23 protein-coding genes are annotated in these 26,694 nt (G+C 71.6%); 11 read left to right on the top strand and 12 right to left on the bottom strand.

The window, feature by feature from the left end:
- Positions 1-6: 6 nt before the first annotated feature.
- Both dapC and fdxA read right to left on the bottom strand, forming a co-directional pair.
- Entirely contained in the window at positions 7-1,113 is a 1,107-nt protein-coding gene (gene dapC, locus QM779_RS17870; RefSeq protein ID WP_428538227.1) for a succinyldiaminopimelate transaminase, read from the bottom strand.
- Positions 1,110-1,430, bottom strand: a complete 321-nt coding sequence (gene fdxA, locus QM779_RS17865; protein ID WP_428538224.1) for a ferredoxin — start codon at positions 1,428-1,430, stop codon at positions 1,110-1,112. The genes dapC and fdxA overlap by 4 nt, the downstream gene beginning before the upstream one ends.
- A 116-nt stretch (positions 1,431-1,546) precedes the next feature.
- Between fdxA and QM779_RS17860 the strand changes: the two genes are divergently transcribed.
- Entirely contained in the window at positions 1,547-2,038 is a 492-nt protein-coding gene (locus QM779_RS17860) for a hypothetical protein (protein ID WP_428538221.1), read from the top strand.
- Here the strand turns inward: QM779_RS17860 and QM779_RS17855 are convergent.
- Together QM779_RS17855 and tkt are read right to left on the bottom strand one after the other, a co-directional pair.
- On the bottom strand, positions 2,035-2,985 hold the full coding sequence (locus QM779_RS17855) for a DMT family transporter (protein ID WP_428538218.1): 951 nt from the start codon (positions 2,983-2,985) through the stop codon (positions 2,035-2,037). The genes QM779_RS17860 and QM779_RS17855 overlap by 4 nt on opposite strands.
- 22 nt (positions 2,986-3,007) lie before the next feature.
- Positions 3,008-5,086, bottom strand: coding sequence for a transketolase (tkt, locus tag QM779_RS17850; RefSeq protein WP_428538215.1), 2,079 nt, complete (start codon positions 5,084-5,086; stop codon positions 3,008-3,010).
- A 204-nt stretch (positions 5,087-5,290) separates the two neighbouring features.
- Between tkt and sqr the strand changes: the two genes are divergently transcribed.
- Together sqr and QM779_RS17840 are read left to right on the top strand one after the other, a co-directional pair.
- Complete coding sequence (gene sqr / locus QM779_RS17845; protein ID WP_428538212.1) at positions 5,291-6,946, top strand: type III sulfide quinone reductase, selenoprotein subtype; 1,656 nt, start codon at positions 5,291-5,293, stop codon at positions 6,944-6,946.
- Between the two features lie 9 nt (positions 6,947-6,955).
- A complete protein-coding gene (locus tag QM779_RS17840; RefSeq protein ID WP_428538209.1) occupies positions 6,956-7,513 on the top strand; it encodes a DsrE/DsrF/DrsH-like family protein in 558 nt (185 codons plus the stop codon).
- A gap of 701 nt (positions 7,514-8,214) precedes the next feature.
- On the opposite strand, the gene pulA is transcribed toward QM779_RS17840, so the two are convergent.
- Entirely contained in the window at positions 8,215-10,896 is a 2,682-nt protein-coding gene (gene pulA / locus QM779_RS17835) for a pullulanase-type alpha-1,6-glucosidase (RefSeq protein WP_428538206.1), read from the bottom strand.
- 47 nt (positions 10,897-10,943) lie between these two features.
- Entirely contained in the window at positions 10,944-12,746 is a 1,803-nt protein-coding gene (locus QM779_RS17830; RefSeq protein WP_428538203.1) for an ABC transporter ATP-binding protein, read from the bottom strand.
- A gap of 49 nt (positions 12,747-12,795) precedes the next feature.
- On the opposite strand from QM779_RS17830, the gene QM779_RS17825 reads away from it, so the two are divergent.
- The 6 genes from QM779_RS17825 (at position 12,796) to pflA (ending at position 19,360) form a co-directional block, all read left to right on the top strand.
- Positions 12,796-13,218 (top strand): MarR family winged helix-turn-helix transcriptional regulator, encoded by a 423-nt coding sequence (locus tag QM779_RS17825; RefSeq protein WP_428538200.1) that lies wholly within the window; start codon positions 12,796-12,798, stop codon positions 13,216-13,218.
- Positions 13,219-13,257: 39 nt separating this feature from the next.
- Positions 13,258-13,638 carry a hypothetical protein gene (locus QM779_RS17820; RefSeq protein WP_428538197.1) on the top strand — a complete coding sequence of 127 codons (381 nt, stop codon included), beginning with the start codon at positions 13,258-13,260 and terminating at the stop codon, positions 13,636-13,638.
- Position 13,639: 1 nt separating this feature from the next.
- Positions 13,640-14,755 (top strand): winged helix DNA-binding domain-containing protein, encoded by a 1,116-nt coding sequence (locus tag QM779_RS17815; protein WP_428538194.1) that lies wholly within the window; start codon positions 13,640-13,642, stop codon positions 14,753-14,755.
- A gap of 14 nt (positions 14,756-14,769) precedes the next feature.
- Positions 14,770-16,020, top strand: a complete 1,251-nt coding sequence (locus QM779_RS17810) for a neutral zinc metallopeptidase (RefSeq protein ID WP_428538191.1) — start codon at positions 14,770-14,772, stop codon at positions 16,018-16,020.
- 229 nt (positions 16,021-16,249) lie between these two features.
- Complete coding sequence (pflB, locus tag QM779_RS17805; protein ID WP_428538188.1) at positions 16,250-18,520, top strand: formate C-acetyltransferase; 2,271 nt, start codon at positions 16,250-16,252, stop codon at positions 18,518-18,520.
- Entirely contained in the window at positions 18,521-19,360 is an 840-nt protein-coding gene (pflA, locus tag QM779_RS17800) for a pyruvate formate-lyase-activating protein (RefSeq protein ID WP_428538185.1), read from the top strand.
- On the opposite strand, the gene QM779_RS17795 is transcribed toward pflA, so the two are convergent.
- A complete protein-coding gene (locus tag QM779_RS17795; protein WP_428538182.1) occupies positions 19,350-20,195 on the bottom strand; it encodes a hypothetical protein in 846 nt (281 codons plus the stop codon). The two genes, pflA and QM779_RS17795, sit on opposite strands and share 11 nt — an antisense overlap.
- Positions 20,196-20,262: 67 nt before the next feature.
- Here QM779_RS17795 and QM779_RS17790 point away from each other — a divergent pair, with 67 nt between their 5' ends.
- Both QM779_RS17790 and QM779_RS17785 read left to right on the top strand, forming a co-directional pair.
- Positions 20,263-20,706: a hypothetical protein gene (locus QM779_RS17790; RefSeq protein ID WP_428538179.1), complete on the top strand. Its 444-nt coding sequence runs from the start codon at positions 20,263-20,265 to the stop codon at positions 20,704-20,706.
- Positions 20,703-21,212, top strand: coding sequence for a flavodoxin/nitric oxide synthase (locus QM779_RS17785; RefSeq protein WP_428538176.1), 510 nt, complete (start codon positions 20,703-20,705; stop codon positions 21,210-21,212). The genes QM779_RS17790 and QM779_RS17785 overlap by 4 nt, the downstream gene beginning before the upstream one ends.
- Positions 21,213-21,221: 9 nt before the next feature.
- On the opposite strand, the gene QM779_RS17780 is transcribed toward QM779_RS17785, so the two are convergent.
- Genes QM779_RS17780 through QM779_RS17760 form a run of 5 tightly spaced genes read right to left on the bottom strand, consistent with a single transcriptional unit; the run spans position 21,222 to position 26,664 of the window.
- On the bottom strand, positions 21,222-22,295 hold the full coding sequence (locus tag QM779_RS17780; protein ID WP_428538173.1) for an adenosine deaminase: 1,074 nt from the start codon (positions 22,293-22,295) through the stop codon (positions 21,222-21,224).
- Positions 22,295-22,729, bottom strand: a complete 435-nt coding sequence (locus tag QM779_RS17775; protein ID WP_428538507.1) for a cytidine deaminase — start codon at positions 22,727-22,729, stop codon at positions 22,295-22,297. The genes QM779_RS17780 and QM779_RS17775 overlap by 1 nt, the downstream gene beginning before the upstream one ends.
- Positions 22,725-23,990 (bottom strand): ABC transporter permease, encoded by a 1,266-nt coding sequence (locus QM779_RS17770; protein WP_428538170.1) that lies wholly within the window; start codon positions 23,988-23,990, stop codon positions 22,725-22,727. Before QM779_RS17770 ends, QM779_RS17775 begins: the two co-directional genes overlap by 5 nt.
- Positions 23,987-25,108, bottom strand: a complete 1,122-nt coding sequence (locus QM779_RS17765; protein WP_428538167.1) for an ABC transporter permease — start codon at positions 25,106-25,108, stop codon at positions 23,987-23,989. Before QM779_RS17765 ends, QM779_RS17770 begins: the two co-directional genes overlap by 4 nt.
- Positions 25,105-26,664, bottom strand: a complete 1,560-nt coding sequence (locus QM779_RS17760) for an ABC transporter ATP-binding protein (protein ID WP_428538163.1) — start codon at positions 26,662-26,664, stop codon at positions 25,105-25,107. The genes QM779_RS17765 and QM779_RS17760 overlap by 4 nt, the downstream gene beginning before the upstream one ends.
- Positions 26,665-26,694: the final 30 nt, after the last annotated feature.

The following is a 26,694-nucleotide window of genomic DNA, read 5'->3' as shown; positions in this document are numbered from 1 at the left end:
GGACGCTCAGCTTTCGCCGCGGAGCCGGCGCACGGCGGCGGCGATCCGCTCGTCGGTGGCGGTGAGGGCGATCCGGACGAAGTCGCGGGACGCCGGGCCGTAGAAGTCGCCGGGGGCGACCAGGATCCCCAGCGATGCGAGGTGGTCGAGGCTGTCGCGGCCGTCCTCGTCGCGCGTGCACCACAGGTACAGCGAGCCCTCGGAGTGCTCGATCCGGAAGCCGTCCGCCTCCAGGGCCGGACGCAGCAGCTCGCGGCGGCGGAGGTAGCGCTCGCGCTGCTCCTCGACGTGCGCCTGGTCGTCCAGCATCGCGGCCATCGCGGCCTGCACGGGCGTGGGCAGCATCATTCCGGCGTGCTTGCGCACCTCGAGCAGCGTGCGGACGATCGACGGGTCGCCCGCGACGAAGCCCGCCCGGTAGCCGGCGGCGTTCGACCGCTTCGACAGCGAGTGGACGGCCAGCACCCCGTCGAGGGAGCCGCCGTTCACGAGGGGGTTCAGCACCGAGACCGGCTCGGCGTCCCAGCCGAACTCGCCGTAGCACTCGTCGGACACGAGCACGGCGCCGACCTCGCGGGCGGCCCGGACCCACTCCCTCAGCTCGTCCGCGTCGAGGATCGCCCCGTGCGGGTTCGCCGGGGAGTTGATCCAGACCAGGCCGGGCCGCAGGGTGGACAGCCGGGACGGGTCGTCGCACGGCAGCGGCGCCGCCCCGGCCATCAGCGCTCCGACGGCGTACGTCGGGTACGCGGTCTCCGGGATCATCACCCCCTGCCCCGGCCCGACGCCGAGCAGCGTCGGCAGCAGCGCGACAAACTCCTTCGTCCCGACGAGCGGCAGCACGCCCTCGTCGGTCAGGCCGGACGCGCCCCAGCGGCGGGTCAGGTAGCCGATGATCGCCGCGCGCAGGGTCGGCGTCCCCCACGTCGTGGGGTAGCCGGGCGCGTCCGAGGCGTCGGCGAGAGCGCGGCGGGCGAGCTCGGGGGTGGGATCGATCGGCGTCCCCACCGAGAGGTCGACGATGCCGTCGCGGTGTGCGGACGCCACCGCACGCGCGTCCGCGATCGTGTCCCAGGGGAAGTCGGGCAGCCGGCCCGCCGGCCCGCGGGTCACTCGCCCTGGGGCGGCAGGGCGGCGACGGTCGGGTGGTCGGCGTCGATCGGCCCCAGCTTCGCGGCGCCGCCGGGCGAACCCACCTCGTCGAAGAAGTGGACGTTGATGTCGTAGTACTCGGCCTGGTCCGCGGGGACGTCGTCCTCGTAGAAGATCGCCTCGGTCGGGCAGACCGGCTCGCACGCTCCGCAGTCGACGCACTCGTCGGGGTGGATGTAGAGCATCCGGTTGCCCTCGTAGATGCAGTCGACCGGACACTCCTCGACGCACGCGAGGTCCTTGACGTCCACGCACGGGAGGGTGATCACGTAGGTCATTGCTGGGCTCCTGGTTCGAGACGTGCCAAACTCACGAGCACTCTACAACTGACAACGGGAGATGATGGGGAGTGGCCCACCGGCGTCCCGAACCCGGCCCGGTCCCGGGCAGCCGGGTGAGCGTGCGACGCGTCCGGCCGGACGGTCAGCCCGGCGACCTGGTCGGCTTCGTGCTGGCCGTGGACGCCGACCTGCTGCGGCTGCGGGACCGGCGCGGGACCGACCACGAGCTCGCCTGGTCGAGCGTGCAGGTGTGGCGCCGGGTCGGCGTCGCCCGTGGACGCGACCCGCTGCGCACCCCGCTCGCCGACCTCGACCGACTGGCTGCGGCGGCCGGTGTGGGCGGGCGGACGTTCGTCGCCCGGCTCTGCGACCTCCTCGACCGGCTCGACCCGGTGCCGCTGGGCGCCTGGACAGACCCTCCCCCGGCTCCTGCGAGCGTGGACGGTGAGTGGGTGACCGCGGCGTGGAGCCCCGTGCTCACCGACGTGCTGTGGTGGGCGAGCCACCACGACGCCCGCAGCGTCCAGGTGCGCACCGAGGATGCGGACGTCGCCGCGAGCCTCCTCGCGCAAGGGTTCCGGGAACGGGTGCCCGCTGACCGCTAGCTGGACGGCTCGGCCGCGTCGCTGAGGTCGTCCACCGGGGCCGACGGGAGGCCGATCTGCGAGACGAGGATGCCGGTCACCATGAGGGCGGCGCCGACGTAGCCGCGGAGGTCCATGAACTCGCCGAGCAGGAGGGCGCCGCCGATCGCGCCGAAGACCGACTCGGTCGCCATGATCAGGGACGCGTGGGTCGCCAGCGCGTGCCGCTGCCCGACGACCTGCAGCGTGTAGGCGATGCCGACGGAGACCAGACCGCCGTAGAGCAGCGGGACGAGCGCGTCCCCGACCCCGTCAAACGGGGTCGGCTCGAACAGCAGGGCGACCGCCAGGCTGAGGACCGCGCAGGTGAGGAACTGGGCGGCGGCGAACCGCAGCGCGGACAGCCGCGGGCTGTAGTGCTCGATCACGAGGATCTGGAGCGCCCACGGCAGGCAGCTGACGATCAGGAGGAGCTCGCCGCGTCCGATCATCAGGCCGTCGGTCACGGTGATCAGGTACAGCCCGGCCAGGGACGCCACCACCCCGATCACCGTCGGAACGCTGCTGCGTCGGCCGCGGAGGGCCGCGATCACGGGGACGGCGACCATGTACAGGCCCGTGATGAAGGCGGCGTTGCCGACCGGGGTGTCGATCATCGCCGCCTGTTGGAGGTTCACCGCGACGGTGAGCAGGACGCCGGCCAGGACGCCGGGCCCGATCACGGCCCGGGTGGCCGCGCGACGCCGGGCCGCCGGGACCCGCCGAATCCGGTCCCTGCCCAGGATGATCGGGACCAGCACCAGCGCACCGAGGGCGAACCGGAGTCCGGTGAAGGCGAAGGTGCCGACGTGGCCCGCGCCAACCCGCTGGGCGACGAAGGCCAAACCCCACAGCGCCGAGGCCAGCAGCAGCGCGCCGTTCGCGCGCAGCCGCTGGCCCCGGGAACTCGCCAGTTGGGCGCCGGTCACCGTGCTCGTCGACAGCTCCCGGTCACGCGTTGGCGAGGGCGGTCCTGGCGTGCGCCGCGACGTTCTCGGCGGTGAACCCGTACTTGGTGAACAGCAGGGCGCCGGACGCGGACTCGCCGAAGTGGTCGACCGAGACGATCTCGCCGGTCGGGCCGACGTACTCGCGCCAGCCCATCGCGATGCCGGCCTCGACCGACACCTTCGCGACCCCGGCCGGCAGGACGGACTCCCGGTACTCCGGGCTCTCGGCGTTGAACCACTCCAGGCACGGGGCCGAGACCACCCGGGTGCCGATCCCCTCGGCCTGCAGCTGGTCGCGGGCGGCCAGGGCCACCTCGACCTCCGAACCGGTGGCGATCAGGACGACCTGAAGGTCACCATCGGCGTCCACGAGGGTGTAGGCGCCCTTGACCAGGTCGGACGCGGGCGCAACACCGGCCGCGTCCCTGTCGACCGTGAGCAGGTCCTGCCGGGACAGGATCAGTGCCGACGGCCGGTCGGTGTGGGACAACGCGGCCAGCCAGGCCTGCGCCGTCTCGTTGGCGTCGGCCGGACGGATCACGTCCAGCCCCGGGATCGCCCGCAGCGAGGCGAGGTGCTCGATCGGCTGGTGGGTCGGGCCGTCCTCGCCGACGCCGATGGAATCGTGCGTCCACACGAAGACCGACGGCACCTTCTGCAGGGCCGCCAGGCGCACCGATGCGCGCATGTAGTCGGCGAAGACCAGGAACGTGCCGCCGTAGCAGCGGGTCAGGCCCGACATCGTGATCGCGTTCACGATGTTGCCCATCGCGTGCTCGCGGATGCCGAAGTGCAGCGTCCGGCCGGTGTAGTCGCCCGCGAACTCGTGGCTCGACTGCTCGGGCGGCAGGAAGGACGGCTGGCCCTTCATCGTGGTGTTGTTGCTGCCGGCCAGGTCGGCCGAACCGCCCCACAGCTCCGGCATCACGTCGGCGATCGCGCTCAGCACCTCACCGGACGCCGCCCGGGTGGCCTTCTTGCCGGCCGGGAACACCGGCAGCGCCGCGGCCAGGCCCTCGGGCAGCGCCCGGGTGATGATCCGCTCGAACAGGGCGACCTTGGCCGGGTTGCCCGCCATCCAGTCGGCGAACCGCGGATCCCAGGCGGCCTTGGCCGCCGCGGCCCGCTCGGCCGCGTTCGCGCGGGCGTGGGCGAGCACCTCCGGCTCGACGGCGAAGGAGGCGTCCGGGTCGAAGCCCAGCTCGGACTTCAGGCCTGCGACCTCCGCGGCACCCAGCTTCGAGCCATGGACGGAGTGGTCGCCGGCCTTGGTCGGCAGCGGCCAGCCGATCACGGTGGTCAGCTTGATGAAGGACGGCTTGTCTGTGACGGCCTTCGCGGCCTCGATCGCGTCCCACAGCGCCTGCAGGTTCTCCGTGTAGCCGGTGCCACCGTTGGTCCAGTCCACGTGCTGCACGTGCCAGCCGTAGGCTGCGTAACGGGCCGCGACGTCCTCGGTGAACGCGATCTTCGTGTCACCCTCGATCGAGATCCGGTTGTCGTCGTAGAACAGGATCAGGTTGCCCAGCTTCTGTGCCCCGGCAAGGCTGGACGCCTCCGACGCCACCCCCTCCTGCATACAGCCGTCCCCGGCGATCGCGTACACGAACCGGTCGAACACGCTCGACTCGCCCAGCGGGACCTCCGGGTCGAGCAGCGCCCGCTCCCGCCGGGCCGCCATCGCGAAACCGACCGCGTCCGACACGCCCGCGCCCAGCGGGCCGGTGGTGCACTCCACGCCCTTGGTGTGCCCGAACTCCGGGTGCCCCGGCGTCAGCGAGCCCTCCGTCCGCAGCGACGCGAGGTCCTCCACCTCCAACCCGTAGCCGGCCAGGAACAGCTGGCAGTACTGGGTCAGCGAGGAGTGCCCCGCCGACAGCACGAACCGGTCCCTGCCCACCCACGTCGGGTCGGCCGGATCACCGGTCATCACCTTCTGGTACAGCAGGTACGCCAGCGGCGCCAGCGAGATCGCCGTGCCCGGGTGGCCGTTCCCCACCTTCTCCACCGCATCCGCCGCCAGCACCCGCGCGGTGTCCACCGCACGCTGGTCGAGGTCCGTCCAGGTGAAACCGGTCATCGTTGGCCTTCCTCCAAGTCATTTGAAACGTAACAATAGTCGTTCCCGCGTTCGCGCCCAGCCTTTCACACCCTGACGGACAACCCGAGCGGTGGCCAGCAGTTGCCCGCGGTCCGGAACCGGTCGGGAACTTTGCCGAACAGCTGTGCGTCCGATACCCCCTTGGGTATAATCGTACGTAATCCTGCTGACGGGAGTTCACTGATGAAACGGCTGGTCATCCTGGGTGGCGGCACCGCGGGCACCATGGTCGCGAACAAGCTGCGCGCGGAGCTGGGCAAGCACGAACTGCACATCACCGTCGTCGACAGGGACGACGCCCACCACTACCAGCCGGGCTACCTGTTCATGCCGTTCGGCATCTACAACACCACCGACATCGTGCGGTCGCGGCACCGCTTCCTCGACGACGGCGTGGACCTCGTCCTCACCGAGATCGACCGCGTCGACCCCGACCACAGGGCGGTGCACCTCGCCGACGGCAGGACGCTGGGCTACGACTACCTGGTCGTCGCCACCGGCGTCTCGCCGCGTCCGGACGCCACCCCCGGCATGCAGGGCGCGCTGTGGCGGGAGAAGGTGCACGAGTTCTACAGCCTGCCCGGCGCGCAGGCGCTGACCGAGGCGATGCGGCGGTTCCGCGGCGGCCGGCTGGTCGTGCACATCACCGAGATGCCGATCAAGTGCCCGGTCGCGCCGATGGAGTTCACGTTCCTCGCGGACGACTGGCTGCGCAGCCACGGCATCAGGGAGAAGACCGAGATCACCTACGTGACGCCGCTGGACGGTGCGTTCACCAAGCCGGTGGCGTCCCGCGAGCTGGCGACAGCGCTGGTCGACCGGCAGATCACGCTGGAGACGGACTTCGCCGTCGAGCACGTCGACAACGACGCGTCCGAGCTGGTCTCCTTCGACGGCCGGCGGATCGGCTTCGACCTGCTGGTCACCGTCCCGCTGAACATGGGCGCCGACTGGGTGGCGCGGTCGGGCATGGGCGACGAGCTGAACCTCGTGCCCTGCGACCAGCACACGATGGCGAGCCTCGCGCACCCCGGGGTGTGGGTGCTGGGGGACGCGGGCACGCTGCAGACGTCGAAGGCCGGTTCGGTCGCGCACTTCGCCGTGGACGTGTTCGTCCACAACTTCGTCGACGAGTTCAACGGACGCCCGGTCACGCACGGCTTCGACGGGCACGCGAACTGCTTCATCGAGTCGGGCGGCGGCAAGGGCATGCTGCTGGACTTCAACTACACCACCGAGCCGTTCACGGGCACGTTCCCGCTGCCCGTCGCCGGGCCGTTCCAGCTGCTCAAGGAGACCCGGCTGAACCACCTCGGAAAGCTGGCGTTCCGCTGGATCTACTGGAACCTGCTGCTGCCGGGCCGGCCGATCCCGATGATCCCGACCGCGATGAGCCTGGCCGGCAAGCGCGTCGAGAAGGACGTCACGCCGGCAGCGACCGGGCTCCCGTCCGTCCAGCCCCCGTCCAGCCCTGCCCCGGCGCCGCGGGCGGCGCCGAGGGTCGCTGCGGCTCCGACGAAGGGCCGCGACGTCCCGAAGCCGCGACTGGCGACAACGCCGCTGGCGACGGCCGCGTCCGCAATGCCCGACGAGACGTGGGACGAGCGCAAGGGCGCCCAGCTCGCCCACGAACTCGGGATCGAGATGACGGATGCGCACTGGGCGCCGATCCGGTTCCTGCGGGACGACTACCCGGGGCGTGGTGAGACCGCGACGCTCCGGCGGACCAGCACGGTGGGCGGCTTCCCGATCCCGGACCTGTTCGAGCTGTTCCCCGGCAAGCCGGCCAAGACCATGGCCTACATCGCCGGGCTCCCCAAACCCAAGGGCTGCGTGTAGGAGACGACCATGACGACCACCATCGAGAACCCGACCACGCCCGAGGCGAGCGTCGCGGACGCACCCGTCCCGCCGCCGACCCCCACCCGCCGCAAGCTGGTGATCATCTGCTCGAAGGGCAACCTCGACATGGCCTACCCGGGGCTGATCCTGGGCACGGCCGCGCTCGGGGAGGGCATCGAGACCCACCTGTTCTTCACGTTCTGGGGACTGGACATGATCACCAGGGAGCGCATGGACGACCTCAAGTTCACGCCGCTGGGCAACACGGCGATGCACCTGGTCCAGGCGCCGAGGATGCCCATCCCCGCGCTCGCCGGTGCGATCCCAGGGATGACCGGCATGGCGACCAAGATGATGCGCAAGCAGATCGCGGACCTGGAGATCCCCACCGTCCCCGAACTCCTGGAGCAGGTCGTGGAGATGGGCGGCCACCTGTGGGCCTGCCGGATGTCCTTCGACATGATGAACCTCACCGAGGCCGACCTCTTCGACGGCGTCGAGGCCGTGATCAGCGCCACCGACTTCATGGAGATCTCCGAAGGCGGCCAGGTCATCTTCGTCTGAGGGGCGACCCTGTCATCCCGGCGAACGCCGGGATCTCCACGACGCACCCGCCATCACCGACACGGAGATCCCGGGTCAAGCCCGGGATGACAGGACAAGGAACCCTGTCATCCCGGCGAACGCCGGGATCTCCACGACGTACCCGCCATCACCGACAAGGAGATCCCGGGTCAAGCCCGGGATGACAAGACAAGGAACCCTGTCATCCCGGCGAAAGCCGGGACCTCCACGACGCAGCCGCCACCACCCACACGGAGATCCCGGGTCAAGCCCGGGATGACAAGACAAGGAACCCTGTCATCCCGGCGAAAGCCGGGACCTCCACGACACACGCGCCACCACCCACACCGAGATCCCGGGTCAAGCCCGGGATGACAAGACAAGGAACCCTGTCATCCCGGCGAAAGCCGGGACCTCCACGACGCACCCGCCACCACCCACACGGAGATCCCGGGTCAAGCCCGGGATGACAAGACAAGGAACCCTGTCATCCCGGCGAAAGCCGGGACCTCCACGACACACGCGCCACCACCGACACCGAGATCCCGGGTCAAGCCCGGGATGACAAGACAAGGAACCCTGTCATCCCGGCGAAAGCCGGGATCTCCACGACGCAGCCGCCACCACCCACACGGAGATCCCGGGTCAAGCCCGGGATGACAAGGACGCGGCACGGTGGGGACGGTTCCTGGCGTGCCGCTTCAGCGGGGGCGGACGAAGACGGCGGCCGTGCGGGCCGGGACGGTGAGCCAGTCGGCGCCGACCTCGCAGGTGCGGACTTCCGGGTCGGCGCCGGACGCCTGGACCGGGTGGAGGCGGTAGCCGCGCGCGTCCAGCGGGAGGGTCTGGCGGACGAACCACGGGGTCGCGTTGAAGACGACCAGCACGCTCGACCAGCGCTCCTCGACCTCGCCGGACGGGTCGTCGATCGCCATCACGACCACCCCGGGCAGCTGGTGCCAGCTGTCCGCGACCGGGAAGCGGACCATCGCCGCGATCCGGTCCGCACGGGCCAGCCGGAACAGCCGGGTGGACGCGCGCAGCCGGAGCAGATCGAGCGCCTGCTCGTGCGCGCGGCGGATGTCCTCCGGGTGCGGCTTCAGCCGCGGATCGGCCAGCAGCGGCGCCAGCACGTGCCAGGCGCCCGCGTTGTCCGGCTCCGGCGGCAGCCCCGCGCCGAACCCGTTGTCGGTCATCGTGAAGTCGAGGTAGTTGAACCAGTCGCCCGAGTTGTACGAGTTCCGGTCCAGGCTCTTGCTGCGCAGGATGTCGGTCCCGGCGTGCCACATCACCGGGCTCTGGCCGAGGGTCGCGAACGCCAGGCAGACCGTGTTCAGCCGCACCCTCGCGTCCATCGGCGTCGCCGGGTGCACCTTCAGTGTGATCGCGTCGAACAAGGTCTCGTTGTCGTGCGCGTCCACGTAGCTGATCACCTCGCCGGGTTCGTCGGCGTACCCCGCGGGACTGCCCCCGAACTCCAGTTCGTCGCCCCGCACCACCGCGTGCCGCGAGTTCGACCCGAACCGGTAGCCGCGCAGCGTCCCCGCCAGCCCCAGCTGAGCGATGTCCGTGCACCAGGCCAACCGCTCCCCCTGCGTCGTCTGGTCCCCGTTCACCCCCCCGCCGTTGTCGGCCGTGAACAGCCCCGTCCCCAGCCCCTGGCCGCGGGGGTCTCCGTCCCCCACCGACCCACCGCGGACGGCGTCGCGCAGCCGGTCCGAGAACGTGGCGATGCCGGTGCCGCCGAGCTGGCCCTGGGTGGCCTGCACGAACTGGGCGTTGCCCGCCACCTCTCCGAAGTCCCAGCCCTCCCCGTGCATGGTGATCGCGCGCCCGTCCACCCCGTCCGCCTCGGGGGTGAGCGCGTCGAGCGCGGCCCGCACCGCCAGCATGTTCGCCCGGCTGTGGTGCCCCATCAGGTCGAACCGGAAGCCGTCGACGTGGTACCCCCGCGCCCAGTGGACGCAGGCGTCCACCATCAGCTTCTGCGCCATCACGTGCTCGGTGGCCACATTGGGGCAGCAGGTGGACCGCTCCACCGCGCCCTCCGCGTCCAGCCGGTGGTAGTAGCCGGGGACGATCCGGTCGAGCACCGACTTGGTGTCCTGCCCCGCGCTCGCGGTGTGGTTGAACACCTGGTCGAGCACGACCCGCAGGCCCGCGGCGTGGAACGCCCCGACCATCGCCCTGCACTCGCTGACCCGGCCGCCCCCCTCCGCGCTGGCGAGGGTGGACGAGAACGAGCCCTCGGGCGCGAAGTAGTGCCACGGGTCGTACCCCCAGTTGAACGCGCTGCGTCCCCCCGCCCGCGCCACGTGGAGCTGCTGCTCCGGGCTGTCCGGGGGAAGCCCGCGCAGCACGTCCCACGCCGGACGCAGCTGCCGCGCCGGGTGCTCCTCGACACTCGCGTTGTCGAACAGCGGCAGCAGCTGGACGCTGGTCAGGCCCGCCTCGGCGAGCCGCCGCAGGTGCGCCATCCCGACGCTGTCCACGGTCGGGGCGAGGAAGCTGCCCCGCAGCCCGGCGGGAACGCTGGCGTCGGACACCGAGAAGTCGCGCAGGTGCAGCTCGTAGATGACCTGGTCGACCGGGTCCTCCAGCCGGGGCGCGACAGCCTCGCGCCACTGCGCCGGCGCCCACGCCGCGTCGTCGAGGTCGACGAGCACCGAGTGGGTCGAGTTCACGGTCAGCGAGGTCGAGTAGGGGTCGGTCACCTCGTTCGTCACCACGCGGCGGTGGTGCGGCGCGTAGACGGTGACCTCGAACCGGTACCGCGCGCCCTGCCAGTTCGGCTCGCCCGTGATCGCCCAGGTGCCGTCGATCGCCGGCACCATCCGGCGACGCTGCGGCGGATCGTGCAGTTCGGTGCCGGCCGGCCAGAGCTGGAGGGCGACCGACCGCGCCGTGGGTGCCCACAGTCGCAGCGTCGGGGTGCCGATGTGCCAGGTCGGACCGAGCTCCGCGTCCGGAGCGGCCAGCAGGTCGTCGATCACCCCGCCGAGCTGCAGCGACCCCGCGTCCACCAGTCGCCCCGACGGCAGGTGGACGCTCACCGCGACCTCGCAGCGCACGGCCTCCCGCACTTGGGCCACGGCCGCGGCGGGCAGCCGCAGGCACAGCCGCCCACGCAGGTGTGGGTAGGCCTCGGCGAGGTCCGCGGGCAGGCCCGCGGGGTCGAACCGCAGCAGGGCGTTGGGCCAGGGCAGCGGGTCGCTGGCCTCGGGGTCGATGTGGTCGTCGGCCGACCAGTGCAGGCGCCAGTCGAGGCTCGCCGGGTCGACGCCGGGCGGCAGCTCCCAGCCCGGCCAGGCGATCCCCCCCGCGCGCAGCCAGTGCCCGGGGGCCCGCTCGAGGCCCCGGACGCCATCGCCCGGCCGCAACACCCTGCCGATTCTGCCACCAGTTGCTGGTAGCGCTCCCACCGACGCCCTCAGCGGGCGAGGTGCGCGTACCGTCCGCCCGCGGCGAGCAGGCCCTCGTGGGTCCCGCGCTCGACGATCCGGCCCTCGGCGAGAACGACGATCTCGTCGGAATTCTGGACGGTGCTGAGCCGGTGCGCGATCGTCAGCGTCGTCCGGCCCTCCATCAGGTGGTCGAGGGCGGCCTGCAGTTCGCGCTCGGTCTCGGTGTCGAGCGCGGACGTCGCCTCGTCGAGGACGAGGATCGGCGGGTTCACCAGCAGCGTCCGCGCGATCGCCAGCCGCTGCCGCTCCCCGCCGCTGAACCGGTGCCCCCGCGCGCCCACCACGGTCTCCAGCCCTTCGGGCAGCGCAGCGATCACGTGGTCGACCTGCGCTGCCTCCAGCGCGGCCCACAGCTCCGCGTCCGTCGCGTCGGGGGACGCCTGGCGCAGGTTCGCGGCGATCGTCGTGTGCGAGAGGTAGGTCTCCTGGGTCACCATGCCGATGATCCGGGTCCGGTCGGAGGCCGCGATGTCGCGCAGGTCGACCCCGTCCACCGTGACCCGGCCGGACGTCGGGTCGGCCAGCCGCACCAGGAGCGCTGCGAGGGTCGACTTCCCCGATCCCGTCTCCCCCACCACCGCGACCGAGCAGCCGGCGCCGAGGTCGAGGTCGATGTCGCTCAGCGCATCCGTGTTGCCGTCCGGGAACCGGTAGCTGACGTGCTCGAACCGCACCTCGCCGCGCACCGCGTCGCGGCCCAGCCGCACGGGGTCCACGGGCTCGGCCACGTCCACCCTCAGGTCGAGGTAGCCGAAGATCCGGCTGAGCAGCGCCATCGAGGACACCCACTGGGCGCCGACGTTGAGCAGCCCCATGATCGGCCGGAAGATCGTGCCCTGCAGGCTCGCGAACGCGATCAGCGTGCCGATCGACAGGTCCCCCGACAGCGCGGGGAAGCCGGCCACCAGGTACAGCAGCGCGGGGATCGCTGCGAAGACGATGCCCATCGTCGCCATCCGCCAGCGGCCGGCCAGCTGGGAGCGCACCTCCAGGTCGATCAGCCGTGCGGACGTGTCGGTGAACTCCCGTTCCCGCGCCGGCCCGCTGCCGAGGGTCTTGGAGAGCATCGCGCCGTTGATGCTGAGCGCCTCCTCCACCTCGCTGTGCAGCTCGGCCAGCGCGCGCTGCTGGGAGAGCGTGATGTCGCGGCGGACGAGCGCCACCCGCCGGGTGAGGGCGATCGCGGGCGGCAGGACGAGCAGGGACAGCAGCGACAGCCGCCAGTTCAGGACGACCATGGCCGCGGCGGTCGCGACCGCCGTCGTCAGGTTGGACGCGATCGAGGTGGCGGTGTTCGTGATCACCGACTGCAGCCCGGCCACGTCCTGGAGCAGCCGCGACTGGATCTCCCCGCCGCGGGTGCGCTTGAAGAAGTCCAGGGACTGCGCCTGCAGGTGGGTGAACACCCGCACGCGCAGGGTGTGCATGACCCGCTGCCCCATCGCGGTGGCGAGCCAGGTCTGCCAGACGCCGAGGACGCCGGTCACCGCGGCGATGGCCACCATGCCGACCACCAGCCAGACCAGCAGCGTGGTGTCGCCGTTCGGGAGCGCGACGTCGATCACCTCGCGCAGCAGGAACGGCTGGGCGAGCCCGACGACGGCCGCCACGACGATGATCGCCGTGACCGCGATCAGTTCGAGGCGGTGGCCCTGGAACAGCGCGGCGACGCGGCGCAGGCTCACCGGTGACTCGGCGAGCTGGGTGCGGTCGGCGGGGTTGACCCGCGCGGGCCCGCGGAACTCCTGGTGCGGAGCGGTCATCGTCATGCGGCCTCCCGATATACTGAGGTAACCACAGCATATAAGGACGGGCGACATGGAGGTATTCCCGGAGGCCCTCGCCGAGTCGTTCCTGCGCGTGTCCCGGCGGCTGCGCGGCGAGACCCAGCGCCGGATCGCGCCACTGGGGGTGAACCTGCACCAGTCCCGCGCGCTGCGGACGATCGCCGAGCAGGGGCCGCTGCGCCCCTCCGAACTGGCGGGACAGCTCGGCATCACCCCCCGCTCCGCGACCGACTCGGTGGCACCACTGCTCGCGTCCGGCCTGGTCCAGCGACGGACCGATCCGGGCGACGGACGCGCGTACCTGCTCGCCATCGCCCCCGCCGGTGAGGAGGCGCTGGCCGGGATCGGACGGGCGCGGGCCGAGGTCGGTGCCGAACTGTTCGGACGCCTCTCGCCCGGCGAGCGCGAGGCCCTCGCCACCCTGCTCGACCGGCTGGGCGAGGAACGCCCCTAGACTTGCTCACCGACCCTGGGCTTCGTCGAGGAGGTGTGCGTGGACCGGTTCGGACTGGACACGGTCCTCGCGCTGCTCGTCGCGGTGTGGTTCGTGGTGGCAGGGCTCGTCACCCTGTTCTCCCGCGGACCCGCCGCCGGGCGTCGCGCCGTCTCCGCCGATCCCGGCTGGTTGCGCACGCTGCGCCGCGTCCGCGGGGGGCTGGAGGTCCTCGGCGGCCTCGCCGTCGCCGCGGGCGCCGCGATCTCCGTCCTCGGCCTCCGGCTGGGGTTCCCCGGGCGCGCGGTCGGACTCGCGCTGGCCGCCCTCGCCCTGTGGGCGGGAGCGGAGTCCGCCCGGCCGCCCGTGCGCTGGGTGCGCCTCGTCCTCGCCGCCGTCGGGTTCGGCCTGGCGGTGTTCTACGCGGGTTTCCGGGGCTGACGTGCTCCGCGAGGAGGTCATCGCCACGCGGTTGGCCACCCAGCGCCTGACCGGACCGCCCGCGTCCGATCCCGCCCAGGTGGTCCGCGAACTCCTCGCCGTCCAGGCGCAGGACGCCCCGCTGGCCCGCGCGATGGTCGCCCTGCGCTGCGCGGGGACGGCGGCCGACGTCGCGGCGGCGGTCGCGCGCGGCGAGATCGTCCGCACCCACGTCCTTCGGCCCACGTGGCACTACGTCGCCACGGACGACCTGCGGCGCCTGCTCCGGCTCACCTCGCCGAAGGTCGAGGCCGGGATGGCCTCCCGGCACCGCCTGCTGCAGCTCGAAGGCACCCGTCTCGACGCGGCGATCGAGGTCGTCGCGTCCCGGCTGGCCGGACGCCGTTTCGCCGGGCGGACCGAGCTCGCGGGCGTCCTCGCCGCCGCGGGCGCGCTGGCCACCGACGACCCCCAGTACTGGGCCCAGGTGACGCACGTCCTCCTGGTCGCGGAACTGCGCGGCGTGCTCTGTTCGGCCCCTGTGGCGGACGCCGAGCACCACTACGCGCTCGCCGACGAGGTGCTGCCGGCCGAGGAGGAGTTCGACAGGGACGCCACGCTCGTCGACCTGGTCGGACGGTTCGTCGCGAGCCACGGCCCCGTCGCGCTCCCCGACCTGGTCCGCTGGGCGAAGGTGACGCTCACCGAGGCCCGGCGCGCGCTCGACGTGGTCGGCGAGCGGGTCGACCGCGTCCGGGTCGACAGCGAGGAGCTGTGGTTCGCGCCGTCGGCGCTGCGGCCCGCGACGCGACCGCAGCGCGCCTGGTTGCTGTCGACCTTCGACGAGGCGTTCCTGAGCTATCGCCGGGTCGGGTGGACGCGGTCCGCGGGCAACCCGGACGGGCCGGACGAGCGACGCTTCGCGCAGTCCGCCGGCGGTCCGGTGCTGTGCGACGGGCTCGATGTCGGCGGGTGGAAACGCCGCTGGGACCGCGGCCGCGCGTGGATCGACCTCACGCTCGACCCGGGCCTGGCCGCTGGGGCACGGGACGCGGTCGACGAGGCGGTCGACCGGCTGCTCCTCGTGATCACCGGACCACCATCGAGCGTGGGCGGCAGCACCTACGCTGGGGCGTAACCCCAGGAGGATGAATGAACCAGTGGCCTGAGCCGGAAGGGCCGGGTGTGACGCCACCCGAGCCCGGCGTCGACTCGACGCCGGGACAGGGCTGGGCGTCCACGCAGGTCCCCGCCGCGCAGCAGGCTCCCGCTGCATCCTGGGACCCCCCGCACACGGGGAATCCACAGCAGGGGTGGTATCTGCAGCAGGGTGGGAATCCGCAGCAGCCCTGGAGTGCGCCCCAGGCATGGCCGCCGCCGCAGTACCCGGTGGCGCCGCAGGGGCTGCCCCCCGCCTCGGGGACGGCCGCCTACCAGCCCCCGAACGCGCCGCAGGGCTGGGGCCAGCAGGGCTGGGGCCAGCAACCCGGCCCCCCGCAGCAGTGGCTGAACGCGCCACCACCGCCCCTCACCGACCGCCCGTCGACCCCCCGGCCCCCATCCGGACGAGGCTGGCTGGTCGCCGTCCTCGGGGTCGTCGCCGTCGTCCTGATCGGCCTGGTGGGCGCGCTGGTGGTGCCGTCACTGGTCGGCCTGCCGGCCCGGAACTCGTCGGCCGCCGGCGGCCCCTCCCCGTCCTCGACGTCCGGAACCCCCGGCTCCCAGTCCACGGCGGCCATGCCCAGCGACCCCGAGGTGATCCTGAAGAAGAACCCGGTCTACGCGCTGACGGTGCCGGCGCACTGCCCGTCCCAGCAGATCCCGAACAGCCCGGCCGCCTTCCGCAAGCAGGTGAAGGCGCTGATGGCGTGCGAGAACACGGCCTGGCGCTCGGCACTGGCCGCCACGCCGGTGGAGTTCGCCAAGCCCAAGGTGACCTTCTACGGCTCGTCGACGTCGTCGCCGTGCGGGCACCTCGACACGACCTTCCCCGCCGCCTACTGCTCGAGCGATCGCACGCTGTACTTCTCGACCGCCTCCTACCAGCAGGGCCGGTACTACCGGCTCGCCGTCGCAGAGTTCGTCATGCACGAGTACGCCCACCACGTGCAGGAGCTCGCCGGCATCTTCGACTCCACCTGGGTGACCGGCGAGGGCGACAGCCTGACCAGCCGCAGGATCGAGCTCCAGGCCCACTGCATGGCGCACTACCAGCTCACCCACTCCGGCATCGGCTTCAGCGCGTCCGACCGGGCCGACTCCGAGTACCAGTTCGGCTACTCCAGCGACGCGTCCGGCCACGGGTCGGTGAAGGCCGAGCGCTACTGGGGACGCCGCGGCCTGGCCGCGGAGTCGGTGGGCGCCTGCAACACCTGGAAGGTCACGCGCGCGAAGGTGAAGTAGTGCCTCCGCTGCCACGTCGGTGAGGATGGCAGACGGGCACCGCCACAGGTTAGGGTCACCTCACTTCCGACCCCTTATTGGTCAGACCATTAAGCAATTTCCTGTAGACTGGCCTCTGGCGGGCAGGGCCCGCCCACCGCGTCCGGCGTACTCAGCCCGTTCCCGCGGCGTGCACAACCCCCGCAATGTCGCAGCGCGCGCTCCGCGCTGCCCGCACGCAAGGAGAGACATGACCGCAGAGGTCGAGGCCCCCGCAGCGCTTCACCGCGACGACGCCTGGCAGGGCTTCATCACGGGCCCGTGGACCGGCACGATCGACGTCCGCGACTTCATCCTCGCCAACTTCACGCCCTACACCGGCGACGCGTCCTTCGTGGCCGGGCCGACGCAGAAGACGCTGACCGTGTGGGAGACCCTGCAGCGGGACTACCTCTCCGTCGAGCGCGCGAAGCGGGTCTACGACGTCGAGACCCACATCCCCGCCGACGTGGACGCGTTCGCCGCCGGCTACATCTGCGACGACGACAACGTCATCGTCGGCCTCCAGACCGACGTGCCGCTCAAGCGGCCGATGATGCCGGCCGGGGGCTGGCGGATGGTCGAGACTGCGATCCGCGAGGCGGGCCTCGAACCCGACCAGCGGGTCAAGGACGTGTTCACGAAGTACCGCAAGACCCACAACGAGGCGGTCTTCGACATCTACACCCCGCGGATCCGCGCCGCGCGCTCCGCGCACCTGCTCACCGGCCTCCCGGACGCCTACGGCCGCGGCCGGATCATCGGCGACTACCGCCGGGTCGCCCTCTACGGCATCGACCGGCTGATCGAGGCCAAGCTCGCCGACATGGACTCCGTGGTCGACCAGCCCTTCAGCGAGAACTGGGCGCGCTACCGCGAGGAGCACGCCGAGCAGGTCAAGGCGCTGAAGAAGCTGCGCAACCTCGGCGAGGAGTACGGCTTCGACCTGTCCCGTCCGGCCGCGACCTTCGTCGAGGCCGTGCAGTGGACCTACTTCGCCTACCTGGCCAGCGTGAAGAGCCAGGACGGTGCAGCGATGAGCATCGGCCGGCTCTCCGGCTTCTTCGACGTCTACGCTGAGCGCGACCTCGCGTCCGGGCTGATCACCGAGTCCGACGCCCAGGAGGTCATCGACGCGCTGGTCACCAAGCTGCGGATCGTCCGCTTCCTGCGCACGATCGACTACGACCAGATCTTCTCCGGCGACCCGTACTGGGCGACCTGGTCCGACGGCGGGTTCGCGAATGACGGCCGCACCCTGGTCACGAAGACCTCGTTCCGGCTGCTCCAGACCCTGCGCAACCTCGGCCCGGCGCCCGAGCCGAACATCACGATCTACTGGGACGCCGCTCTCCCCCAGGGCTACAAGGACTTCTGCTCGCTGATCTCGATCGAGACCTCGGCGATCCAGTACGAGTCGGACGCGGAGATCCGCAGCCACTGGGGCGACGACACCGGCATCGCCTGCTGTGTCTCCCCCATGGCCATCGGCAAGCAGATGCAGTTCTTCGGCGCCCGGCTCAACGCGGCCAAGGCGCTGCTGTACGCCATCAACGGTGGCCGTGACGAGGTGACCGGCAAGCACATCGTGCCCGGCTTCGCCCCGCTGACCGGCGACGAGCCGCTCGACTTCGACACCGTCTGGGCGGCCTACGACAGCATGCTCACCTGGGCGGTGGAGACCTACGTCGAGGCGCTCAACATCATCCACTACAGCCATGACAAGTACGCCTACGAGGCGATGGAGATGGCGCTCCACGACGATGAGATCATCCGGACGATGGGCTGCGGGATCGCCGGGCTCTCCATCGTCGCGGACTCCCTCGCCGCCATCCGGTACGCCACGGTGACGCCGGTCCGCGACGAGAGCGGCCTGGTCGTCGACTACATCACCGAGGGCGAGTTCCCGATGTACGGCAACGACGACGACCGCGCCGACGACATCGCCCAGCTGGTCGTGAAGACCGTGATGGACAAGATCCGCAGCATCCGGATGTACCGCGACGCGATCCCCACCCAGTCGGTGCTGACGATCACCTCCAACGTGGTCTACGGCAAGGCGACCGGCGCGTTCCCGTGCGGCCACGAGGCGGGGACGCCGTTCGCGCCGGGCGCGAACCCGGAGAACGGCGCGGACACGCACGGCATGCTCGCGTCCATGCTGAGCGTGGGCAAGCTGTCCTACGACGACGCCCTGGACGGGATCTCGCTGACCAACACGATCACCCCGTCCGCGCTCGGCCGCACCGAGACCGAGCGGGTCGCCAACCTGGTCGGCATCCTCGACGCCGGGATGGGCGAGGGCCTCTACCACGCGAACATCAACGTGTTGAACCGGGAGACCCTGCTCGACGCGATGGAGCACCCGGAGGACTACCCGCAGCTGACCATCCGGGTGTCGGGCTACGCGGTGAACTTCACCAAGCTCACCCGCGAGCAGCAGCTGGACGTCCTGTCCCGCACCTTCCACGAGGACCTCTGAGTGACCGCCCTCGTCGCAGCCCAGCCCTCAGCCGCCCACGCCGGGCGGCTGGGCGGGCTGCCGACCGCAGAGGGACTCGGCAGGCCGGAGCTGCTGCTCGGGCTGCGCACGGGCGAGATCGGCACCGTGCACTCCTGGGAGCTCGTCACGGCCGTCGACGGGCCGGGGACGCGGATGACGACGTTCGTCGCCGGTTGCCCGCTGCGCTGCCTGTACTGCCACAACCCGGACACGATGAGCGCCCGCAACGGGGTGCCGGTGTACGCCGACGACCTGCTGGCGCGGATCCGGCGCTACCGGGGCGTGTTCCGGGCCACCGGGGGCGGGATCACGCTGTCGGGCGGGGAGATCCTCGCCCAGCCCGCGTTCGCGCGCCGGGTCCTGCGCGGGGCGAAGGAGCTGGGCGTCCACACGGCCATCGACACGTCCGGCTTCCTCGGCCGGAACGCCGACGATGCGATGCTGGCCGACGTGGACCTCGTCCTGCTGGACGTGAAGGCCGGCGACGAGACCACCTACCGCCGGGTGACCGGACGCGCCCTCGCGCCGACGCTGGAGTTCGGCCGCCGGCTCTCCGGCCTGGGCATCGAGACGTGGCTGCGCTACGTGCTGGTGCCCGGCCTCACCGACCACGCGGCGACGGTCGCGTCCGTCGCCGACTACGCGGCGTCGCTGCCGACGGTGTCCCGGGTCGAGGTGCTGCCTTTCCACCAGCTGGGCCGCGACAAGTGGACCCAGCTCGGCCTCGACTACGCCCTCACCGACACGCAGCCCCCGTCCGCCGACCTCGTCGAGTCCACCCGGGCGATCTTCCGCGACCGGGGTTTGCTCACCTACTGAGTGGGGTGTCGGACGCGGCCCACGCCCGGTCCAGAAGCTCGGTGATCTCCTCCAGCGCAGCCCGGAAGCGCGCGACCTGCGCCTCGTCCCAGACGATCTCCGGGTCCGGCTCGAGGTAGGACAGCAGGAGGCCGGTCAGGGCGAAGCCCGGCACCGTCCACTCGAGCTCGTCGGCACCGAAAGCGGCGAGGGGGAACGTCCCGGTCAGCAGGCTGGGACGGGAGGCGATCTTCACCACGAACCCGGTCATCAGCGCCCCGGCAGCCTCCGCCATGACCTCGAAGCCGTTCGCGGCGTCCAGCGGAGGAACCAACCGGTAGCCGAGCAGCCGCGGCAGCCGCGCGTAGACGCTCACCCGGTGCGCGGAGAACTGCTGCTCGGCATGGGCGAGTGCGCCGGTCACCTCGGCGCGCAGGTCGCCGTCCGGGAGCCCGCGTCCGGTCGCGCTGAGGGCGAGGTACGTCGCCCAGCGGGGTGAGGCCACCATCCGCTCGATGTCCGCCTGGACGCTGACCCGCAGGCCGTCGACGACCACGTGCCGGCGCCGGCCGGGGTCGGTGGCCAGGTCGGGGTTGCGCGCGACGAGGTCGAGGATGTGCGCGACCTCCCGCGGGGAGTCGACCTCGAGGGTGGTGGCCCGGACCGCGGCCACCATGACGTCCGCGAGGAAGGCCTGCTTGTTCGCCCAGATCCGGTAGGCCGTCGCACGGGAGACCCCGGACGCCGAGATGACCTCCTCCAGCGAGATGTGGTCGAGACTCACGGCCAGCCCGCCGGCCGTGACCTGGGCGAGCGCTGCGGCGATCACGCGCTCCCTCGGAGTGGGTTGACCCATCGGCGTCATGAGACATAGCATCTCATGTGAGACATAATGTCTCACGCAGCCGTGCCGAAGGAGAGAGATGCCTGTCCATGTCCTCATCGCCCACGTCGCAGCGCTGGTCGGGCCCGTCAGCTCCGCGCTGGTGGTCGTCTACGCCCTCGTCCCCGCGGCGCGGGCGCGCCTGCGCTGGCCGATGGTGGTCACCAGCCTGGTGACCGGCGTCCTGTTCGTCGTCACCGCGTCCGCCGGGCGCGCTCTCCTCGCAGACCTCGATCAGACCGGGGTCGACGTCAACGCCGCCTACCGACACGCCAAGTTCAGCGACACGGCGACGACCCTCGCAGTCGTCTCAGCGATCCTCGTGCCCGTCGCTGCCCTGCGGCCATTGCGGCCCGGGGTCGGCCGCGGGCCGTCCACCAGGGTCTGGGCCGTCCTGCTCTGCGTCCTGGCGGTGGGCCTGCTGGTCATCACCGGCTACACAGTCCTGATGGCCGTCGGCGCCGCATGGGGGGCCGACGCATGACCGCCCCCACGGCTGCACTGGTCGTGCGGGAGTCCTGCTGGGGCAACACCGCGGCGGTGGCGGACGCGATCGCCGAGGGGCTCCGGGACGGCGGCGTGGACGTCACGGTGGTGGACGCGGCCGGCGCCCCCATCGGGATCGACCCAGCGGTCCGGCTCGTGCTGATCGGCGCCCCCACCCACAACATGCGCCTGCCCACCGCGGCGAGCCGCCGATCGGCCGCCGAACGCGGCGCGCCCGCGACCGGAACCGGCGTCGCGGAGTGGATCGCGAGGGCCCGGTTCGGGACGGACGCGGCCGTGCTCACCTTCGACACCCACATCGCGTCACGCTTCTCCGGTTCGGCGGCCAGGCACGCCGCCCAGCTCCTGCGGAGGTCCGCCCGCGCCCGGGTGGGCGAACGCTTCGTCGTCGCGGGCGAGCCCCCACGGCTCACCGACGGCGAACTGGACCGGGCACGCGCGTGGGGCGGGATGCTGGCCGCCGACCTCGTCCGCGGGAGGTGATCCGTCCGGTCAGGACCGGGTTTGTTGGAGGGCGTCCACCCCGGCGTTGATCCGCCCGATCAGGGCGATCCGCTCGGGCAGGCGCACGAACGCGCTCTTGGCCGCGTTGACGCTGAACCGGCGCAGGTCGTCGAGGTCGTAGCCGAAGGCCTCGCTCAGCAGCGCGAACTCGCGGCTCATCGTCGTGCGGCTCATCAGCCGGTTGTCGCAGTTCACCGTGACCCGGAACCCCAGCCTCGCCAGCCTCCCGAACGGGTGGTCGGCGATCCGGGAGCAGATCCCGGTCTGGAGGTTGGAGGACGGGCAGAGCTCGAGCGCGATCCTGCGGTCCCTGATGTAGGACGCGAGTTCGCCCAGCGAGCCGTCGGGGGCGATGTCCCCGATCAGCCGGACGCCGTGGCCCAGCCGGGACGCGCCGCACACCTGCACGGCCTCCCAGATCGACGGCAGTCCGAACGCCTCGCCGGCGTGGATCGTGAACTCGAAGTTGTTGCGTCGCAGCAGTGTGAAGGAGTCGATGAACCGGCTCGGCGGGAAGCCGTCCTCCGCCCCGGCGATGTCGTAGCCGCACACCGAGTCGTGCCGGTACTTCAGGGCGAGCTCTGCGATGGTCGTGGTCGGTGTGGCGTGCCGCATCGCGGTCAGGATCTGCCGGGCGATGATCGGACGCCCTTCCGCCTCCGCAGCGGCCATGCCCTCGGCCAGCCCGTCCCGGACGGCCTCGATCGCCTCCCTCAGGGTGAGGCCGGACGCGAGGTGCTGCTCGGGCGCCCAGCGCGCCTCGGCGTACACCACGCCGTCCGCGGCCTGGTCCTCGACGAACTCCCGCGCCACCCTGCGCAGCTGCGCGGCGGTCTGCATCACGGCGATCGTGTGGTCGAAGGTCTCCAGGTAGCGCACCAGCGAGCCGGAGTCGGCCGCGGCGTAGAACCAGTCCCCCAGCGCCACCGGGTCGGTCGTCGGCAGGACGTGGCCGACCGCGGCCGCCTCCTCGACGATGGTCGCCGGACGCAGCCCGCCGTCCAGGTGGTCGTGCAGCGCCACCTTGGGCAGCGCGCGGCAGACCTCGATCGGAACCCCCACTACGAATCCTCCCCGTCCTGCGCAGCCCCGGCACCCCCGGTGATGCGGTCGATGTCCTCGGCGCCGAACGCCTGCGGCAGCACCTCGCTCATCGGCAGCACGCCGAGCGGGGTGTCGACCAGCAGGCCGGCGCCGCCGTGCTCCCACAGCAGCTGCCGGCACCGCCCGCAGGGCATCAGCCGCTCCCCCACCGCGTTGCAGCAGGTCACGGCCACCAGCCGGCCGCCGCCGCCCGCGACGAGTTCGGAGACCAGCCCGCACTCCGCGCACAGGGCGACGCCGTAGCCGGCGTTCTCCACGTTGCAGCCGCCCACGACCCGTCCGTCGTCGACCAGAGCGGCCGCCCCGACCGGGAAGTGCGAGTACGGCGCGTACGCCCGGCCGCTGAGCTCGCGGGCCCTGGCCCGCAACGGCTCCCAGTCGACGCCGCTAATCGGCCTCACCCTTCCGGTAGACCTGCCCGTCGGCCTTCGGCATCCGCAGCCGCTGCGCGGAGAACGCCAGCACGAGCAGGGTGGCGATGTACGGGGTCATGTTGGTGAACTCCGAGGGCACCTCGGTGGTGAACGCGTACCAGGCCAGTACGAGCAGCGACATCCCGATCCGCCACAGCCCGCCGGACAGCGACTTGCCCTCCGCGCGCCGGACCAGGGCCCAGATGCCCCAGCCGAGCAGCAGCAGCCCGATCGGCAACAGGTAGGCGTGGATCACGTCGCCGCCGCCGCGCAGCTGGATCGCGTCCGCGTAACCGAAGAGCATCGCGCCTGCGGCCAGCCCTCCGGGGCGCCAGTTGCCGAAGATCATCGCGGCCAGGCCGATGTAGCCGCGGCCGCCGGTCTGCCCCTCGCGGTACAGGTTGGACGCGACGAGGACGAGGAAGCCGCCGGCGAGCCCGGCCAGCGCGCCGGAGACCAGCACGGCGACGAACTTGTAGCGCAGGACATTCACGCCGAGGGTCTCGGCGGCATACGGCGCCTCGCCGCAGGAGCGCAGCCGCAACCCGGTCGCCGTCCGCCACAGGAACCAGCCGGTGAACACCAGCAGCCCGACGCCGATGATGGTGAGGGCGTTCACGTTGGTGGTCACCGCCCGGAGGATGCCCGCCACGTCCGCCACCAGCCAGGTGCGCGACTGCTCGAGCTGCAGCAGCGCGTCGCCCAGGCCCGGGACGGAGAGGAACGGCAGCTGGTCCAGGGGCGGCGACTGGGTGGGCCCGCCACCGGGCAGCCCGGTGAACGTCCGGACGGCGAGGTAGGAGCCGGTGCCGGCGCCGAGCAGGTTGATCGCCACGCCGGAGACGATGTGGTCGACGCCGAAGATCACGGTGGCCAGCGCGTGGATCGCGCCGAAGACGACGCCCATGAACACCGCGCCGAGGATGCCCGCCCACGGCCCGTAGTGGAAGCCGAAGAAGGCGGCCCCCCACGTGCCGACGATCATCATGCCCTCCAGGCCGATGTTCGTGACGCCCGCGCGCTCGCTCCACAGGCCGCCGAGGCCGGCCAGGGCGAGCGGCATCGCCAGCCCGATCGCCGCGGTCAGCGCCCCGGAGGAGTCGATGTCGTTCGCTCCCGTGAGCACCCGGACGGTCGAGATGACGAGGATCGAGCCGACCACGATCGCCGGCCAGTACCACCACGGACGCGTCGTGGCCGCGGGCAGCGTCGGGGAGAGCGCGGGGGCCGTGGTGCTCATGCCGCCACCGCCTCGGCGCCGGCCTCGGGACGACCCTGCGCGGCCAGTTCACGGGCCACCCTGCGTTGCTCCATGCGCTGGCTGGCGCGGCGGACGAGCTCGTAGGCGATCACGACCGACAGCACGATGATGCCCTGGATGATCTGGACGAGCCGGTCGGAGACGCCCGCGCTGATCTGGAGCCCGTTGCTGAGCTGGTCGAGGAAGCCCCACAGGACGGCGGCGAAGGCCATCCCGACGGGATGGTTGCGTCCCAGCAGGGCCACCGACATACCGGCGAAGCCGAGCCCGGCCTGGACGGTGTCGCCGTAGGCGTAGTCCTGGCCGAACAGCAGCGGCATCCCGACCAGACCGGCCGCCGCTCCGGAGAGGATCATCGCGGTGAGCACCATCTTCTTCACGTTCACGCCGCTGGCCACCGCAGCCGACTCGGACGCGCCGGTCGCTCGCAGGTCGAACCCGAACCGGGTCCGGGCCAGCAGGAACCAGTACGCGATCCCGATCAGGATCGCCAGCACGACCAGCCCGTAGACCTGCCGGGGGGTGCCGAGCAGCCATTCCATGCTGATCCCCGGGACGCGGGAGTCCTCGGCGAGGATCTGCGTGTTGGTGGCGTTCGAGCCCTCCACCTTCACCGCGGCCATCCGCAGGAAATAGGCGACGAGGTAGGTCGCGATGTAGTTCAGCATGATGGTGCTGATCACCTCGGACACCCCGCGGGTCACCTTCAACAGGCCCGCGATCAGCGACCACAGGGCGCCGCTGGCCATCGCGACGATCAGCGAGACGATGATGTTCAGCCACCCGGGCAGGAAATGCGCGCCGGCGAACACAGCAGCGACGAACGACGCCACCCGGTACTGCCCGTCCACGCCGATGTTGAACAGGTTCATCTTGAAGCCGATGGCGACGGCCACCGCCGACAGGTACAGCACGGTCGCCTCGTTGATGATCGACACGACCTGCCGCGGCAGCGGCGCCTTGAAGAGCACCTGCCAGACCGCCAGCACGGGGTCGCCGGCCAGCAGCAGGATCAGCGTCGTCAGCAGCAGCGCGACCACGATCGCGAGCACCGGCGCGGCCAGGCCGAGCCCGATCCTGCGGACGTCCACCTTCATCGACCGTCCTCCTTGTTCGCACCGGTCATGGCGGCGCCGAGTTCCTCACGGGTGACCACGTCGGGGTCGAAGTCGGCCACGAGGCGTCCGCGCAGGATCACCTTCAGCGTGTCGGACAGCCCGACCAGCTCCTCGAGGTCGGCCGAGACGAGCAGCACGGCCATGCCCTCCCGCCGCGCGGCCTTGATCAGGTCCCAGATCGCCGATTGCGCGCCCACGTCGACGCCACGGGTGGGGTGGGCTGCGACGAGCACACGCGGCGACTGGCTCATCTCGCGGCCGATGATCAGCTTCTGCTGGTTGCCGCCGGACAGCGAGCCGGCGCTGACCTGGATCGATGGCGTGCGGACGTCGAAGGCCTCGACGATCTTCTGCGTGTTCGCCCGGGCAGCGGCGCCGTCGATCAGCGGGCCGCGGACGTTCGGCGGCTGGGTCTGGTGGCCGAGGATCGTGTTCTCCCACAGCGGCGCGTCCAGCAGCAGGCCGTGGCGGTGCCGGTCCTCGGGGATGTAGCCGACTCCGGCCTCGCGGATCTCGCGGACGCTGGCCGCGGTGATGTCCGCGCCCTCCAGCAGCACCCTGCCGGCGTCGGGACGCCGCATGCCCATCACGACCTCGACGAGTTCGGCCTGGCCGTTGCCCTCGACCCCGGCGATACCGAGGACCTCACCGGCGTGGATCGTCAGGTCGATCCCGTCCAGCGTCTTCGCGTGGCCGGCGCCGGCGAGCTCCACACCCTCCAGCGCGAGCATGACCCGGTCGGTGACCGTCGACTCCTCGGTCTGGGGGGACGGCAGCTCGGAGCCGACCATCAGTTCGGCGAGCTGGCGGGCGGTGACGGAGGTGGGATCGACCTCGGCGACGGTGGTGCCGCGCCGGATCACCGTGATGTCGTCGGCGACGTCCAGCACCTCGTCGAGCTTGTGGGAGATGAAGATCACGGTCAGGCCCTCGGACTTCAGCTCGCGCAGGTGCCCGAACAGCTCGGTGACCTCCTGCGGCACCAGCACGGCGGTCGGCTCGTCCAGGATCAGGATCCACGCGCCGCGGTAGAGGACCTTCAGGATCTCGATCCGCTGCCGGTCGCCCACGCCGAGGTCGGCGACGAGCGCGTCCGGCGGGACGTGCATGCCGTACTCGGTCGAGATCCGGCGGATCTCCGCGCGGGCGGCGTCGCCGATCCCGTGCAGCTTCTCCGCGCCGAGGACGACGTTCTCCAGCACGGTCAGGTTGTCGGCCAACATGAAGTGCTGGAACACCATTCCGATGCCGGCGCGGATCGCGTCGGTGGGGCTCTTCAGGACGACCGGCTCGCCGTTGATCGCGATCGTGCCCTCATCAGGGGCCTGGACGCCGTAGAGGATCTTCATCAGCGTGGACTTGCCGGCGCCGTTCTCCCCCACGATCGCGTGGATGGTGCCCTTGCGGACCCTCAGCGCGATGTCGGAGTTGGCGACCACGCCGGGGAACCTCTTGGTGATCCCCTGCAGTTCGACCGCCAGCGGGACGCCGTCCGCGCCGGCCTCCGGTGCAGCCGGCTCGGCAGCTGTTGTCATGGGCACGCTCTCCTCGTCGAAGACCCGAAC

This window comes from Propionicimonas sp., assembly GCF_049840635.1.
Classification (GTDB): domain Bacteria; phylum Actinomycetota; class Actinomycetes; order Propionibacteriales; family Propionibacteriaceae; genus Propionicimonas.
This window is presented reverse-complemented; position numbering and strand designations above follow the sequence as displayed.

Excerpts from the sequence above, each read along its gene's own strand:
- fdxA (WP_428538224.1), bottom strand. The coding sequence starts at position 1,430 with ATGACCTACGTGATCACCCTCCCGTGCGTGGACGTCAAGGACCTCGCG.
- tkt (WP_428538215.1), bottom strand. The coding sequence starts at position 5,086 with ATGACCGGTTTCACCTGGACGGACCTCGACCAGCGTGCGGTGGACACC.
- sqr (WP_428538212.1), top strand. The coding sequence starts at position 5,291 with ATGAAACGGCTGGTCATCCTGGGTGGCGGCACCGCGGGCACCATGGTC.
- QM779_RS17840 (WP_428538209.1), top strand. The coding sequence starts at position 6,956 with ATGACGACCACCATCGAGAACCCGACCACGCCCGAGGCGAGCGTCGCG.
- QM779_RS17830 (WP_428538203.1), bottom strand. The coding sequence starts at position 12,746 with ATGACGATGACCGCTCCGCACCAGGAGTTCCGCGGGCCCGCGCGGGTC.
- QM779_RS17825 (WP_428538200.1), top strand. The coding sequence starts at position 12,796 with ATGGAGGTATTCCCGGAGGCCCTCGCCGAGTCGTTCCTGCGCGTGTCC.
- QM779_RS17810 (WP_428538191.1), top strand. The coding sequence starts at position 14,770 with ATGAACCAGTGGCCTGAGCCGGAAGGGCCGGGTGTGACGCCACCCGAG.
- pflB (WP_428538188.1), top strand. The coding sequence starts at position 16,250 with ATGACCGCAGAGGTCGAGGCCCCCGCAGCGCTTCACCGCGACGACGCC.
- QM779_RS17795 (WP_428538182.1), bottom strand. The coding sequence starts at position 20,195 with ATGGGTCAACCCACTCCGAGGGAGCGCGTGATCGCCGCAGCGCTCGCC.
- QM779_RS17790 (WP_428538179.1), top strand. The coding sequence starts at position 20,263 with ATGCCTGTCCATGTCCTCATCGCCCACGTCGCAGCGCTGGTCGGGCCC.
- QM779_RS17785 (WP_428538176.1), top strand. The coding sequence starts at position 20,703 with ATGACCGCCCCCACGGCTGCACTGGTCGTGCGGGAGTCCTGCTGGGGC.
- QM779_RS17770 (WP_428538170.1), bottom strand. The coding sequence starts at position 23,990 with ATGAGCACCACGGCCCCCGCGCTCTCCCCGACGCTGCCCGCGGCCACG.
- QM779_RS17765 (WP_428538167.1), bottom strand. The coding sequence starts at position 25,108 with ATGAAGGTGGACGTCCGCAGGATCGGGCTCGGCCTGGCCGCGCCGGTG.
- QM779_RS17760 (WP_428538163.1), bottom strand. The coding sequence starts at position 26,664 with ATGACAACAGCTGCCGAGCCGGCTGCACCGGAGGCCGGCGCGGACGGC.